This window comes from Prodigiosinella confusarubida, from assembly GCF_002847015.1.
GTDB lineage: Bacteria > Pseudomonadota > Gammaproteobacteria > Enterobacterales > Enterobacteriaceae > Prodigiosinella > Prodigiosinella aquatilis.
The window spans coordinates 3556525-3572147 of record NZ_CP025085.1 but is presented as its reverse complement, the minus strand read 5'-3'; the positions used below and the strand labels follow the sequence as shown (position 1 = coordinate 3572147).

Here is a 15623-nt window from a genome sequence, read left to right as displayed (position 1 = left end):
ATCTCATGTATGTCGGAGGCTGGAACGACACGATAAAGCGTTTGAAATATTTAGCAATAAACACGCCGGCACCATTGCAGTTTTATCATGAATCAGTCAGAGAAACTTATCTTTGATCACATAAGGCGCAGGACAGATATAGAAAAACGCCGCTGTTGAGGTAGCGGCGTTTCACTTCGTTTGGCATCAGAACAGGGAATGAAAACAGCGTTAACTCTGTGGATCTCTATTAAGAACCCGTCGCCCTTCCTGATAACGGCGATTCCAGTAACTTTCATCCATGCTGGAAATCATCACACCACTGCTGGTGGAGGCGTGGACAAATTGCCGGTTACCGAGATAGATGCCGACATGGCGGCCCGTCGAGCCAGCACGGAATAACACAAGATCGCCAACGCGTAATTTGCTGCGTTGAATTTTTTTACCGACTTCCTGTTGTTCATAAGTGGACCGAGGCAGATCCATACCAAACTGTTCACGGAATGTGCGCTGTACGAAAGCTGAACAGTCGATACCGCGCTTGCTGTCACCGCCTAAACGGTAACGAACGCCTTTCCAACTAGCATATTGGTTAAGTAGTCTGGATTTAATATCCAGATTCTGAACCATTGCTTCAAATTCATCCTGAGAGGCTTGTAGTGAAGGGTCCCCATTAACCACATGCCTATCAGTTTGTGCATTCAGGTTCGCATTGTTGTTAGTACAGGCAGTGAGCACCATGGCCACTGCAATCGCTGGCATCGCCCGCCAGATATATCTCAAAATCGGTTGAGATTTGACCATTACGATTATATTCCCTTGATGTCCTTAACGATAATACCAATCGTTATGTGTGTTAATGCCAAACAAAAACGGGATTCAGCGTAAAGCACTACTATTTATAGGACAATTACCGATCTGCCAAACTGTGCAATACAGCACATAATTCCCTCAACTGAGCAGATAAGTGCATAAAAATAGTATGCCGCGATGAGCCTACCGTATTGGAAAACAGATTGCGAGTATTTTTGCTTATTTCATTTATATGATTTCATGATGAAATCCCTTCCCCCCACGCAAGATATAGCGCAGATATTTCGAGCTGATAACACAGCACAAAAAATTGTCGATTGGCATGAGCGCCGTAGCAGTGAGAAAGATGTCCGCTACGGCTGAAGGTAAAAATAGATGAAGTAAAAGGGCTAGTTTGTGGTGGTACTCGAAGAGGTCTGGCTGGGTAAGCGACGTTCAATCGCTTCGATCAGGAGGTCGCTGGCGGGGGTTAATAACCACCAACTCAATCCCACTAAAACGATGGAAAGAGAACCGACAATGATGTCCGTCAGCCAGTGGGCACCGATCATGACTCGTGGCAAAGAGAATACGACGGTGATGAGCAGACTTATTGCGAACGCTTTACCGCCAAAATAGCGCAGCATAAAGGCGGAAAAAACCATCAGCATCATACCGTGGTCGCCAGGAAAACTGTCGCTGGAACTGTCTTTGGTCGGAAAACCGGTCAGTTCACTGACACGATTGATACCATCGAAATACAGCGTAGGACTGGCATGTTGTACCGGGAGTGCATGTCCCAGTTGGTTCAGTACCAACGCTGTCAGCAGCATGACCACCCCGATTGTCAACATATGGCGCCGACCATTCGAGTCGCGTGCTACATAGAGGGACAGATACAATAACCCCATAGCTAATAGGGAGCACCCATCAAAGGCTCGGTTGTTGGTAAGCGCCACCAGTTTAAGAAATACAGGGCTGGTGACCAGATGCTGATTGAAATAGAAAAAGGTATTTTTATCTATAACAAACCAGAATCCATGGTTCATGGGTAAATACCAGGAAAAGAACAGAATAATACCCACACTATTTAACAGCAAGATAAGTAAAAGATTACGTTTTGACATAGGAATTAATAACATTTTTGTAATGCTCGTTGATAGCGAATAATACCTATTTCAGTATTGCCGGCATGATCATTTCTTGCCATATTTCCGCCATATTAATGACATATTACTGTCATATTTCTTATCTGGTGAGACGCGGTAATGCCGGGCTGCATTCCTGTTAAATCAGCATCCCTGTCACGCGTAAAGTCTGTGTCCCATATTCTGGAACTCGTCCCATTTGTATCTGTAGTGTGTTGTCAGAAATGGGAATTTAGTTGTCTTTAAATATAAAATGCATAAATATCAATGAGATGATAATTGGCATGAATGCTGCTTGATGCTGGTCTGAATCAAATAATAATTAAGTGAAAAAGACGATGGATGTTCAGCGTAAAACCAGCAAATTCACTATCAAGCGAGTGGCAATGGCAACTTCATTGTTGATTGTGATTGCCATCGCCAGTTTCTATGCACTGAGCTATACCCCCGACGGATATAAAGTCAGCGCATCCAGTCTGCTGATCGGCGCAGTCAAGAGAGGCGATATGGTGGTAGAAGTGCGAGGTAATGGCTCGCTGATTCCCCGAAATATCAGCTGGATTGCCGCCAATGTGGATGGTCGTGTTGAGTCAGTAAAAGTGAAAGCGGGTGCATTTGTTAATACCGGTGATGTGATAGCCGAAATGGTTAATCCGGACTTGGTGCAGGCTACTGAAGAGTTACGTTGGGAATTGGCGGCGAAGGAAGCGGATACCAAAGCGCTTGAGAGTCGGCATGAGAGTAATCTGCTGGGCGCACAGGTGGCAATTGTCGATGCCAGACAAAAATATGAACATGCGAAGCTGGAATATGATGCCGCTGAAATTTTAAATAAACGTAATAATGGTTCGGTATCCATGCTGGTTTACCGCCGTTCCAAACTGGCAACGCAGCAAAACAAACAGAGTCTGGATCTCACCCGTCTACAGTTGGAAAAACTGAAAGTTGCGCAGAAAGCAGATATGGATGCGAACTATGCCCGCGTGAGTAAATTGAAAAACATGCTGGCTCGTTCAGAGTCACAAATTCGTTCACTAACGGTGCGGGCAACAGAATCTGGTGTCATTCAGACGATAAATCTTGAAGTGGGACAGCGTATCAGCACTGGTTACAACATCGCCCGTGTGGCACGCAAAGATCAGCTGATAGCTGAGTTGAAAGTGCCCGAACGACAAATCCGTGATGTGGCCCTCGGCCAGTCGGTCACTATCAATACGCAGATCCACAATATTCAGGGCAACGTTTCTCGTATTGATCCCTCAGTCATTAATGGCACAGTGCTGGTTGATGTCGAATTAACCGGTCCACTGCCAGATGAAGCCCGGCCTGACTTAAGTATTGAAGGTTCGATACAGGTCGCCCGCCTGACCAATATACTTTATGTCCCCAGGCCACTATATGCGCAGAATAATATGCCAGGCATTGTCTATAAACTTTCCGCTGATGGCAAAAGCGCCAAAAAGGTCCAGGTGGTATTTGGCAAAGGTTCAGCGGATGAAATTGCCATCAGTAGCGGACTGACGGTTGCGGATAGGATTGTTTTATCCAGTTATCATGCGTGGGAGCATGTCGAACAGATTAGCATTACTCGTTAAGAGGATAAGTGTATGTCAGCAATTGTAGAGTTAAAAAGCATTAAAAAAGTGTTTTATACCGAGGAGATGGAAACGCATGCACTGAGCGACATCTGTTTCACTATTAATAAAGGTGAATACATTTCCATTTCCGGTCCCTCTGGTTGTGGCAAATCGACATTACTGTCTATCCTTGGTTTGCTCGATAAACCCAGTGAAGGCGAATATAAAATTAACGGTATTGATGTGGGCCACCTCAACGCGAAACAGCAGGCGGTGATCCGCAATCAGGAAATCGGATTCGTTTTCCAGTCATTTAATCTGATTAGCGACCTGACGGTAGAAGAGAATGTCATGTTGCCGCTGACCTACCGCAAAGGAATGCATAAGAAAGAGATGAAATCGATGGCGCAGGCGGCATTGGAAAAAGTAGATATGAAGCATCGCGGTAAACACTTTCCAGCCCAGCTTTCTGGTGGTCAGCAGCAGCGTGTTGCGGTGGCCCGCGCCATTGTTGGTAACCCGACGCTGGTATTGGCGGACGAACCAACCGGTAATCTGGATTCCAAAAACGCCGATGCGGTAATCGCGCTGTTTGATCAGTTACACCAAACGGGCTCGACCATTTGCATGGTGACTCATGATGCTCGTTCGGCGGCAAGGGCGCTGCGACAGATTGAAATTTTTGATGGTATGGTCATTGATGATCGACTGTTGCGAAACTCGATGTGCCTGGCCTGAGGAGCGTTTTATGTCCACTCTGTTCGATTTTCGCTATGCCTGCCGTCTGTTATTGAAACGGCCCGGTTTTTCACTGTTCACTATATTAATCATGGCCGTCGGGCTGGGATTATGCATCTACATGTATTCCATTATTAACAGCCTGGTTCTCAAGCCGTTGCCGTTTAAGGACGGCGATCGGATGGTCATGATCAGCCCCAGTATTAACGATGTGCGGCTGGGCGACTCTCCTATCAGCTTTATGGACTATCTTGATATCAAAGCGCACAGCAAGCGTTTGGAGCAGGTGGGCTACTATTATGGCGATGTCGCGAACATTAATCTCGACGGTCAGGCATCACGCTATATTGCCATTCGTTCAGGGCCCGATTTTTTCCCTTTTACTGGTGTTCAGGCCGCTAAAGGCCGGTTGTTCAACCAACAGGATGCAGGCGAAGGCGCTAATCCTGTGGCGGTGATCGGGTATGCGCTATGGCAGAACTATTTTGGCGGACGTCAGGATATTCTCGCTCAGTCGCTGCTGGTGAATGGTGTCAGTACCCAAATCATCGGCGTCATGCCAAAGGGGTATGCCTTCCCGATGAATAATCAAATCTGGCTGCCCACCACGTTGAATCCTGCGCATATTACGGTCGAAAATGCACCGAAGGTCCAGGTTTTCGCCAAGATCAAACCAGGTTTTACGCTGGCTGATGTGGACGTTGAACTGAAAAATATCATGGCCGGGCGTGAGCAGCGCTTTCCTGAAATCAACGGTGGGCATTCCGCTTTTGCCATCACCTTTATGGACAGTTTCATGGGGGAAGATTCAAAACCGATCTTTCTGGTGATGTTACTGGCGGTGCTGCTGGTGTTGCTGCTGGCGTGTTGCAACGTTGGCAACATGCTGCTGGTCAGAGCGATTGAGCGTAGTAAAGAAACCGCTATTCGTGTGGCGCATGGCGCTCCGCCGTTACGCGTAGTGATGCAGATGATGTGGGAGAGTGTCATTCTTTGCTGCGCTGGTGGCGTTGTGGGGCTGCTGCTGGCTGGCTGGGGTATTTCATTAACCGGCAGTCTGATTACCTCTGTTGTGCCGGATAAACCGCCGTTCTGGTGGCAACTCGGCATTGATACCGATGTGGTGGTGAAGGCCCTGATTCTGGTGGTTATTGCCAGTATTATTACCGGGGCGCTGCCTGCCTGGAAAATTGTGCACAGTAATGTCAACGATGCGCTACGGGATGGTACACGCGGCGCTCAAAGCCGTAATAGTAGTCGCATCAGTCGCGGGCTGGTGATTTTTGAAGTGGCGCTCTCCAGTTCGGTGCTCTGCGTGGGGGTGCTACTTGCTTTGGTGGTCGCTCAGGCTGCGAAAATTGACTATGGCGTGGACAGTAATAATGTCTGGACGGCAAAGGTGAGTCTGCCGCCGATTAATTACCCTGATGACGCCAGCAAAGTGAATTTCTTTAACCGTTTAGTGAGCGATTTGAAAACCCAGCCCGGGGTCGTGCAAGCGGGGCTGATGAGCCGCCTTCCCGGGGAATTCACCTCGGCCAGCAGTATTGAACTGGAAGGTAGTAGCTTCACGCGATCCAACCGTAATCAGTTCCCCCGAGCCAACGATGTGGTTGTTTATCCATCCTCGCTGAGCGCGTTGGGAATTATGCCGGAAGAGGGCCGGTTGCTGACACAGAATGATGATGCTCAATCGCAAAAGGTGGTAGTGATAACCCGCTCATTCGCCCAGCGTTACTGGCCAGATGAAAAAGACGTGGTCGGTAAACGTATCCGCTGGATCGATGGCGAAGATCATGCATGGTACACGGTGGTAGGAGTCATACCGCATGTGATTCAGGGCCGGCCTTTTGGTCATAGCCAGTGGATGCCTTCCGTCTACCGTTCCATGCTTCAGGTTCCCCAGGAGCAGATATCCGTGGTGGTTACCGGCGTACCGCATGAGAACCTGAGCAATGTGATTCGACATGCCGTCAGCAGCATTGATGCTCAACTGCCGGTATATCAGGAGAAAACGTTACAGGAAGTGATAGACCGTAACACCTCCGGGTTAAGCTATATCTCTATTTTGTTTAACATTTTCGGTATAATGGCGGTATTGCTGGCGGGCAGTGGCATCTATGGTGTGATGGCGAAAACGATTAATCAGCGTTATCAGGAGTTTGGCACCCGTCGCGCCCTGGGCGCAACCAGAGGCGATATTATCGCGCTGATTATGCGGCAAGGATGGTGGCAACTGGTATTGGGATTAGTGATTAGCGTGCCGGTCATTGGTGCCATCAGTCCGATGATCCTGGTCACCTTCGGGTATCCCGGCATTGGTATGATGATGCTGTTTTCCATCACATCATTGATGATTGGTCTGGTTGTCACGTTCGCCATCCTGTTACCAGCAAAACGTGCAGTGCAGACCAGTCCAATGGATGCCCTGCGACATCAATAACTGCGCTATAGATGAAAAAAGGCTGAGAACATAAAGTATGGGCAAAAGATACCGGGTTCTGGTCGCCGACGATGATGCCATCATCCTTAGTACACTCAAACTGATGTTGAAAGTGCATCAGTTTGAGGTGATTACCGCAACCCAGCCGGAAGAGGTGTTAACCCAGGTACGCCAGGGAACACCGGATATTGCGCTGGTTGATCTCAACTACCAGCGTGACACAACCTCGGGTCAGGAGGGGTTGTCTCTGATTGAGAGTATCCGGCAGATTGATGCCGATCTTCCCGTGGTCGTCATGAGCGGTTGGGGCTCGATAGATATTGCTGTTGACGCCATGAAAAATGGCGCCGCTGATTTTATTCAGAAGCCCTGGGAAAATGAGCGTCTGGTTCATGTGCTCAATACCCAGCTACAATTGGTGGAAGGCATAAAAAAACAGCGTTCGCTCCTGCAACAGAATACGTTGTTGCAGGAGCAACTGCATCCGTGCCTACAGAAGAACATTGTTGCCTGCTCCAGGGCGATGCAGGAGCTGTTAAACCTGCTCGACCAGGTGATTCCAAGCGATGCCAGTATTTTGCTGACTGGCGAAAATGGCACCGGTAAAAGTATGCTGGCGAGTTATATTCATCAGCGTTCGATGCGACGTGAGATGAGCTATGTTTCGGTCAACATGGGGTGTATTCCTGACAGTCTGTTTGAAAGTGAAATGTTCGGGCATGTCAAAGGGGCGTTTACTGATGCCAAACAGCAGCGTATCGGCCGTTTTGAACTGGCGGATGGCGGCACGCTTTTCCTCGATGAAATAGGTAACACGCCGCTGAATCAGCAGGTCAAACTCTTGAGAATGCTGGAGGAACGGCAGTTCGAAAAAGTTGGGGCCAGTAAGACGCAGTTCGCTGATGTCCGCATTATTGCCGCCACCAATGCAGACTTCGATACCATGATCGCCAATGGCTCGTTTCGCCGTGATCTCTACTACCGGTTGAACACCTTTGAATTTCGCGTGCCAGCGTTACGTGAAAGACCGGAGGATATTGGTCCGTTGGCACAAGGAATGATGGCGGCATTTGCCGAAAAATACCGCAAACCGGTGCTGGTGCTGACGTCTGAAGCGCTGGAATTGTTGCAACAATATCCATGGCCGGGAAATATCCGCGAGCTTAATCATATTCTGGAGCGGGCCGTACTGCTTAGCCGGGCCGGGACGCTGGATGTACCATTGTTGAAAATGGTACTGTCCATGGATTTCACGCCTAACAACGCCGATAGCCGATTACCGTGTGAGCCAACCTGCGCGGATAATCTGCCCGGAATCTCTGCGGCAGTGGATTTGGATGATGAGGGTACGTGGCAAACATTGGACGATATTGAACAGATGGCGCTTCAGCAGCGTCTGCGGGAGTTCGATGGGAATGTCATTGAAGCCGCCGAGTCTTTAGGCCTGAGCCGCAGCGCATTTTATCGCAGGTTAAAAAAGAATAGCTGATGAATATAGCCTGGAGCTCGCTAGAAGCGTTACAGCGCTGGCTGATACTGTTGGCGTCATTACCCTCGGCCATTGGCGTGATCGCTCTGATGATCTGGAATGGATTCTCCGGTTATCTGGTGGCGCTGGTGGCGCTAATGCTCTGTGTCTCTATTGGTTATTGTGTGCTCATGACCCGTCAATCCCTGCATTATCAGATAGCCACGCTGATGAATTTAATTGAAGCCATCACGCACAATGATTTCAGCTTACGTGGTAAGCAGCAGAAAAAAAACAGCGCCTTGAATGGGTTGATTGACATGATCAATGAACTGGCCTCTTCAATGCAGCAGCAACGCTTGACGGTGAAGCAACAGCAGTACCTGGTTAAAACCGTGATTAATAATATTGATGTGGCCATTGTGGCTATCAATAATCAGGGTGAAGTGGCTTTTCTCAATAACACCGCGGCAAAACTGCTTAACACCACGCCTCAGACCATACAGGGACAATCTCTGGAATCACTGCCGTTTAAACCGCTATTTGAGCAGCCGGAAAACAGTGTTATTGAATGGAATTTTCCAGAGCGTCACGGGAGATTCAAGATTGGGCATGACAGCTACTTTGAAGACGGATTGCGCCAGCGGTTGTTGTTTATTACGGATGTCAGTCAGTTACTGCGTGAGGAAGAGTATCGGGCCTGGAGAAATCTACTGCGCGTCATGAGCCATGAGATTAATAATACCTTGACCCCGATCGCTTCACTCAGCCAGGTATTGACGTCATTGATCCCCACGGAAGAGAAGGAAGAGTACCAGGACATTCGTGATGGATTACAGATTATTCATGAAAGAGCCAATAACCTGAGAAGCTTTGTCGAAAGTTATCGGAAGTTGGCCTCTTTACCCAAACCCGAAAAGTCATTACAGGATGCGGGTGAATTGATTCGTAATCTGTTGCCGCTTTTCGAGCACCGTAAAATAGTGCTTCATGATTCAGGCCGGGCGATGATCAATATTGATGCGGTACAAATAGAACAGTTGATGATCAATATTCTGAAAAATGCGGATGAGTCGATGACTGACGAGATCGACGGTGTGGTGACATTAGGCTGGCAGATTAAAGAGAACAAATTTCATCTCGACGTGCTCGATGAGGGGCATGGTATTGGCAACCGAGACAATTTGTTTGTCCCTTTTTACAGTACGAAGAAAAATGGTAGTGGTATCGGTCTGATGCTTTCGCGGCAAATTGTGGAATTACACGGTGGTTATTTCAGTCTGGAAAATCGTCGGGACAGAACCGGATGTAAGGTGAGTATTACGCTTCCCGTGTAGAGTGGTTCCATTGCATTCACTCCGTGTTAACGCTGCTTTCTTTTCCTTCGTGCATAAACGTGATGATACGTTGGTGAAGGGCGTGGTCCTTCAGTATGCCTCGATGTCCCAGGCCCGAGGTCAGAAACAGCTGGCTGTCGGGAAAAGCGCTGACCATATTGTAAGCCTGATGCAAGTCTATATTACTGTCATCACGATCATGGCAAATCAACGTGGGAACAGGGATAGCCTTCCAGGATGTGGTGGAGATAAGATCAGGATGCAGGCCATAGCGTTGATGGTACTCTTCTGCCAATTGAGTGCGTAACGAAGAGGGAACCCGGTGATAGTCAATCCAGGCATCCAGCAGACAGGCAAAAGAGTCTGGACTGCTGATATTCACCAGTTGATGGCAGTCTAGCCCTTTCCATTTCGCCAGGGTTGCGGCAGTACCACCGAATGAGTGACCAATAACCGTCTTGAAAGGACCGTAGTGATTACCCAGCATGAGCAGCAATTGCACCAGATCATAGAAAGAACAGCGCTCGCCGGCTGAATTGCCGTGTGCCAACAGATCGGGTGCAATCACCTCATAACCTTGAGCGACCAGTTTTTCAGCCAGCGGACGAAACATCACACTGTGCCCCTCCCAGCCATGTACCAACAGCACGCGCTGGTGGGATCCCGGCCCTGACCGGTAAACGGTGATCTGTTGGCCGGCGAACACCAGAGAATCCTTATTCAAGGATTGAAGATAAAGCAGATCGCTGTTTTTACAGGGCATTCGGTGCGGGTGTTCGAACAGCGCGATGGCATAATCAACGGCACGATGCGGTGAAATCCTGTTCAGAATGGTGATATCCACCTGCCGTAATCTGCGGCAAGTGTGGCCGTAATGCGTTTCCGGCGTAATCTGCGTTTTCAGCAGCAGGCTGGGGCGACGTTTCAATTTGACCAGACAATGGTTGTAGCGGTAATGGGCCACCGCGGCCAGTTTCAATAATGGGTAACAGAGATCATACAGCATTCAGTTTTCCCATCTTTTTGACCAGCAGGTAGTACTCGTAAACAAACACGGTCAAATAGAGAAGATTAAAAACCAGGATGATGTTAATCAGCCGGTGAATATTCTGTCCACCGTCGGCCAGTAACACCGCCATTATCAACAAGGCTTCCATCACAAACGTCACTAGCAGAACCCGTTTACCTCGACCTAATTGCTCCAGAATGGTTTGTATGCTTGCCACCAGTGATGTCATGAAAAAAGTGGGTAGCAGCCATGCCATTATCAGATAGGCGGTTTTGCGGATCTCTTCGCTACCCGCCAGCAGATCGACCAACAGGTGTTGGCTGAAAAAGGCGAGCAGGGTAAAAACCAGGTAGCTGAGGGCGATCCAACCCAGTCCTTTACTGAGGATTCGGCTCAACGTGGCGGATGTGGCGCTGTTGGACAGCTTTTGGTTTACGCAGATAGCGATGGCGGAACCGATAGCCACGGCGGGAATAATAAAGAAAGTGCGTAGTTTGACCACAATCAGAAAACCGGTGGCATAGCCGAGACCTGACTTACTGAGTAAGGGAAAGATGACCGCTGAACTGGCGAAAGCCAGCATCATTGACAGAAAAATTGGCACGCCAGCATCGGCGGTGATCGCCAGCAGTCGGGGTAAATAGGTCCTTGCCTGAGCGCGTTCGCCTTGAGAAACCGTTTTCATCATAGTGATATATGAGCACGGCAGCAGCAGCAGCGCCGCGATCAGATTGGAGTAAATAACAGCAGAGAAACCAAGGTGATAATAGTTAAAACCAATATAGCAACTGATAAAATTGATCAGAATAAAACCAATAATAAACGTCATACTGGATTTGCTTTTACTTTGCCCACGCAGTGCGGCATTGCTGAGTTCAAAGATCAGAAAAGGAATCAGCGATAGCATATAAACCGGCAAAATCGTGTTGAATAACCGGGTATTGTTACTGACATAAAGATGTTGCAGTGGGGCGGCGAATAGCCAACTGCCTAGTGCAATTAATGCCAGAAACAGCGCGCCGACCAGAGCGAAAAGCAGTGTACTGTTTATTACGTTGCGGCGCGGCCAGTGCTGCGTGGAACGGGCGCTGAAGATCTGATTCGTAATCGTCAGGCATTCAAGCAAGGCAATAAATAGAAAATGAAACGGCTGTAACATGGAAAGCAGGTACAGTGCATCATTACCGGCGCTATTGTTACCCAGAATCCAGATCTGGCCGTTTTGTGACAGTGAAACCACCACGGCCGTTAAGATCATTGGCCAGGCCAAGGTGACAACTTGTCTTAAATCACTCTGTCGTGGATATTCCGCGGCATAAAGTGCGGGTTGTTTGGACGTTGTCATAAAACGGTTTCCTCACATCACGGGGGCCGGCTGATGCCAGGTATCGTTGCCTGTTTTTCCCGAAGCGCTATAGAGCAACATCGAAAAATGGCTCAGCGTATGACTGTTACCCAGCAGAAAACCATGCCCGCCCATGAGTTTTTCCGCTTTATTGGTGAGCTGTGTGATCGCATAGTGTTCCTGCTCAAGGCCGGTGAAATCGCCCTCTTCAAGACGCAAGATCAACTGAAATTTCAGTTGAGTGATGTCGGCGTATATTTCAGAGAAGCTGGCCTTGATCAGCTGATGCCGGGTGGTTTTTTGTCCGAAACTTTGCCGCTGATTAAGGTGCGTATAGGACATGTCGAGGATTTTTGCCGCCAGCCCGAGTCGTAGCGCCGCCACTAGCAGAGACTGTTGTGGGGTGCCGGGTTGACTGGTGGCGACTTGTGCTACTGCCAGTCCCAGGTAATTCAGCAGCCGATCATCAGCCAATGTCGTCAACGCTGTATCCGCCACCGCCGAACCATCACCCTGTAACAGCGGCAACGGAGGCTGAAGGGAATACAGCGCGACACCGTTACTGGCCAGATAACCCTGGCTGCCCGTTATCCATAAAGTGAGCTGACTTAATATTTCCGCCGGTTGCGCCGTGCGTCCACAGTGCAGCGCTTGCTCAACGTGTTGAGAGGAAAGCGTCATCATTGTTGGGCTGTGCAAGTGTAGGATTCAATATAGGCGACCAGTGTGCCGACAGTATTAAATGATTGTTGGCTGATCTGATCAGGGTCAAACATCAATCCATCGATATTATCCTCCAGTGTCAACAAGAACTGGACAAAGCTGACGGAGTCGAGATCCAAATCCTCATCAAAGCGCGTGGTGTCAGTCAGCACAACAGGCTCACCATCTAACACTTCATCCAGAGCCAGTTTGATTGCGTCTAAAATTGCCATATTGTCATCTCACTAATTAAAGGTTGCGGTGTGTTTTAAAATATTCAGCGAGGAGAATGTAATTCCCATCCCTGCCGAAAATAATAGTGCTGAATTAAAATCGCGATGTTCCGTGATCATCTGTAAATTAAAAAATACATCTGAACAAAAGGTGTGGCCATATTTACCAATATGGGATAAATCAAGTTTATCCTCCCAATCCATATCCAAAGTGAGACGGGATAGTAATGGCCGGTTTAAATTATATGAAATCACTACGTCGGGAGGGTTATCCCTTATTGAATCAGAAGAAAGAAATGTCACCAATTGGTCATAAAAGACATTTCGCATTTCATTTCTTTCTTGCACGGTAGTGTTTTCTGGATTCTTATAATACTGGTTAATATGTGTCACTTTTGATGCAGTAATTTGCCATTTCCCTATTTTACTGCTGAGTAAACAGGCGGCAGACATTTCACCTAATAACCCCACTGGCATTTTATTAAAGTAAGGAGAGAAACTTTTTTCGCCACTCAGAATAATTGCCACGCCATCAAAATCCGTAGTGTGAAGTTGTCGAATCAAATGCACCGCGCTTAATGCGGAAGCGCAATGATTCAGGCTGAGTGTAAACGTCGTCCAGCGCGTCAGACCACATGCATTAGCCAGATTTTTCAGCCACTCATCATCGAAAAACGTATTGTGCGTCTGGGTCTTGGTAAAGATCAAATAACCTTTTTTGTTGCGCAGTGACGGATGCCTGGACACTAATTCCGATAAGGTTTCAAGATGCATATCAAAATGACTTTTCTCGATCATCGACACGCTGTCCAGTTGGTAAATACGTTGATAAATCTTGATTTCTTTATCGGAAAGCTGATGACTTTCTGCCAATTCCCGTAAGGGCCTGCAACGGTAGCTAGTGGGTTGGCTACACTGAATGTCCTTTATGAAGAGCATAAGCCGCTGTCCAGATATTGGTTATTAACTAACGCTGGCGACATGATGGCAAGTCAACACGGGGCACTAATATTACCGTAATATTACCGTGAACCTACGGGCACAATGTCTTGATAGGAAGTAAATTATGCATTTTTTTTAACGGGATTTGCCTGAAATTGCTGAGTGATACTTTTTCTATTTTTTAATCCATATTTACAATTCTAGTCAACATTATGAAAAAACACCCTATTACTATGCAGAAATCTGCCACAGCTTACTGATTTATTCTCGCGGATATTTGGCGAGTTTTTATTGGATGGAGAGATCATGTCACTCATCATAAATGAGATTGTATCAATAATAACAGTAGAGTTAGAAAAGTTGGGGTTAGATGACCACAGAATAAGTCTGGTGCTTTCCGGTCGTGAGCTTTATGGTTTTTCTGGCGTGCTCGACTCCGTGAAATTAGTTGAGCTGATTGCTGGATTAAATGAACGTATTGAAAAAATTATCGGTAGAGAATTTGATCTATTTGAAAAGATGGATGGTGAATTCCTGGGTAATTTCCTCAATATTAATTCTCTCAGTCACTACCTCGCAGAGAGTATTCAGCATGCACCGCTTTAATTACCAGACAGCATTCATTCATCAGAATGGTATTGAGAAACTGAATTTCGACGCGCTGGTTCAGGTAACCGGGACACCATGTTATATATACAGTGCCAATCAAATACGACATGACCTAAAAACACTAACAGAAACATTGCCAGCAGAATTAAATTACTTTTATTCCTTAAAAGCCAATCCGAATGTGTCACTGATAAAAATTATCAGACAATATGACGTCGGCTGTGAGGTCTGTTCCGCCGCCGAATTGGAAATGGCGCTGGCAGCGGGCGCCACGCCACAGCAAATCATTTTTGTCGGGCCAGCCAAATCGCCGCAAGAGCTACGCCGTTGTGTGGCGTTAGGGATTAAAGCGGTAGTGGTGGAATCTCTGGCGGAACTGCGGCAGCTCAATGACATCGCTGCCGAAGCGGACCGTCAGCAAACCTTCATGTTGCGTATCAACCCGGATTTCAGCACCGAGAAAGCCCGGCTGGTGATGAGCGGCAAACCTCGGCAATTCGGTATTGATGAATCCCAGGCACTGGCTGAGCTATCGTGCCTGCATCACTATCCACATCTGAAAATGGTCGGGATTCATATTTATCTTGGCACACGCATTCTGGATGCTGAGGCGATTGCCAGTAACACCCGCAACATTCTGGTACTGGCGGAGAAGATTCAGCAGCAACTGTCTTTCCCGCTGCAATTTGTTGATATCGGTGGTGGCCTGGGTGTGCCTTACTACGCCAAGGAGCAGCCGCTCGATCTGGCTGCTCTCGGCTACAGTCTGGCGCCGCTCCTGGCGGCGTTTCGACAACAGTTCCCACAGATGCAACTGATGATGGAGCTGGGCCGTTACATGATTGCCCGAGCGGGAATTTTCGTTACGCGAGTCCGTTATCTTAAAGATTCCAAAGGATCAACGTTTGCTATTTGTGACGGTGGTTCTAACTGCCACGGGGCCGCGGCGGGATTGGGGTCGGTCATTCGCAAAAACTTCCCGGTGCGGCGTTTGGCTGCCAGGCAGGAAGGTGCGATGCAAACCTATACGCTTTCCGGCCCGCTGTGTACGCCGACCGATATCATCGCTGATACGGTCACACTACCCAGATTGGCGGTTGGCGACCTGATTGGTGTGTTCAATTCTGGTGCCTATGGACCAACGGCTTCCCCGGTTTATTTTCTCAGTTTTGGTTATCCGGCAGAAATTCTGGTTGATGGTGATCGGGCGACGCAGATCCGCAAACCGGATGGTGTGGCACATATGCTGAATCAGCAACAACCGGTCGAACTTGCGATTCCGCAACCCTGACGGTTTGCAA

General features: G+C 48.0%; 14 protein-coding genes. 7 read left to right on the top strand and 7 right to left on the bottom strand.

Annotation, left to right across the window (positions count from 1 at the left end):
• Positions 1-210: 210 nt before the first annotated feature.
• Complete coding sequence (gene mepS / locus CWC46_RS16290) at positions 211-783, bottom strand: bifunctional murein DD-endopeptidase/murein LD-carboxypeptidase (RefSeq protein ID WP_021015490.1); 573 nt, start codon at positions 781-783, stop codon at positions 211-213.
• A 398-nt stretch (positions 784-1181) separates the two neighbouring features.
• Positions 1182-1898 (bottom strand): phosphatase PAP2 family protein, encoded by a 717-nt coding sequence (locus CWC46_RS16285; protein ID WP_037380833.1) that lies wholly within the window; start codon positions 1896-1898, stop codon positions 1182-1184.
• Between the two features lie 347 nt (positions 1899-2245).
• On the opposite strand from CWC46_RS16285, the gene CWC46_RS16280 reads away from it, so the two are divergent.
• The 5 genes from CWC46_RS16280 to CWC46_RS16260 are packed head-to-tail and all read left to right on the top strand — an operon-like array spanning position 2246 to position 9482.
• Positions 2246-3514, top strand: a complete 1269-nt coding sequence (locus CWC46_RS16280) for an efflux RND transporter periplasmic adaptor subunit (protein WP_157831380.1) — start codon at positions 2246-2248, stop codon at positions 3512-3514.
• A 12-nt stretch (positions 3515-3526) separates the two neighbouring features.
• Positions 3527-4234, top strand: a complete 708-nt coding sequence (locus tag CWC46_RS16275) for an ABC transporter ATP-binding protein (protein ID WP_021015493.1) — start codon at positions 3527-3529, stop codon at positions 4232-4234.
• Between the two features lie 10 nt (positions 4235-4244).
• A complete protein-coding gene (locus CWC46_RS16270) occupies positions 4245-6677 on the top strand; it encodes an ADOP family duplicated permease (protein ID WP_021015494.1) in 2433 nt (810 codons plus the stop codon).
• Between the two features lie 37 nt (positions 6678-6714).
• On the top strand, positions 6715-8166 hold the full coding sequence (locus CWC46_RS16265) for a sigma-54-dependent transcriptional regulator (protein WP_021015495.1): 1452 nt from the start codon (positions 6715-6717) through the stop codon (positions 8164-8166).
• Complete coding sequence (locus tag CWC46_RS16260) at positions 8166-9482, top strand: sensor histidine kinase (protein ID WP_021015496.1); 1317 nt, start codon at positions 8166-8168, stop codon at positions 9480-9482. The genes CWC46_RS16265 and CWC46_RS16260 overlap by 1 nt, the downstream gene beginning before the upstream one ends.
• 16 nt (positions 9483-9498) lie before the next feature.
• Here the strand turns inward: CWC46_RS16260 and CWC46_RS16255 are convergent, their stop codons facing one another.
• From CWC46_RS16255 to CWC46_RS16235, 5 genes are read right to left on the bottom strand one after another with little or no spacing between them, the layout of a single operon-like run.
• On the bottom strand, positions 9499-10488 hold the full coding sequence (locus CWC46_RS16255) for an alpha/beta fold hydrolase (protein ID WP_021015497.1): 990 nt from the start codon (positions 10486-10488) through the stop codon (positions 9499-9501).
• The gene (locus CWC46_RS16250) at positions 10478-11836 is read right to left on the bottom strand and encodes a multi antimicrobial extrusion protein MatE (RefSeq protein ID WP_021015498.1); all 1359 of its coding nucleotides are present in this window, start codon (positions 11834-11836) and stop codon (positions 10478-10480) included. Before CWC46_RS16250 ends, CWC46_RS16255 begins: the two co-directional genes overlap by 11 nt.
• 12 nt (positions 11837-11848) lie before the next feature.
• Positions 11849-12535 (bottom strand): acyl-CoA dehydrogenase family protein, encoded by a 687-nt coding sequence (locus tag CWC46_RS16245; protein ID WP_246838343.1) that lies wholly within the window; start codon positions 12533-12535, stop codon positions 11849-11851.
• Positions 12517-12771: an acyl carrier protein gene (locus tag CWC46_RS16240; RefSeq protein ID WP_021015500.1), complete on the bottom strand. Its 255-nt coding sequence runs from the start codon at positions 12769-12771 to the stop codon at positions 12517-12519. The genes CWC46_RS16245 and CWC46_RS16240 overlap by 19 nt, the downstream gene beginning before the upstream one ends.
• A 12-nt stretch (positions 12772-12783) precedes the next feature.
• Complete coding sequence (locus tag CWC46_RS16235; RefSeq protein WP_037380838.1) at positions 12784-13644, bottom strand: hypothetical protein; 861 nt, start codon at positions 13642-13644, stop codon at positions 12784-12786.
• A 375-nt stretch (positions 13645-14019) separates the two neighbouring features.
• Between CWC46_RS16235 and CWC46_RS23100 the strand changes: the two genes are divergently transcribed.
• Together CWC46_RS23100 and CWC46_RS16230 are read left to right on the top strand one after the other, a co-directional pair.
• A complete protein-coding gene (locus tag CWC46_RS23100; RefSeq protein WP_021015502.1) occupies positions 14020-14319 on the top strand; it encodes a hypothetical protein in 300 nt (99 codons plus the stop codon).
• A complete protein-coding gene (locus CWC46_RS16230) occupies positions 14306-15613 on the top strand; it encodes an alanine racemase (protein ID WP_021015503.1) in 1308 nt (435 codons plus the stop codon). Before CWC46_RS23100 ends, CWC46_RS16230 begins: the two co-directional genes overlap by 14 nt.
• Positions 15614-15623 lie beyond the last annotated feature (10 nt).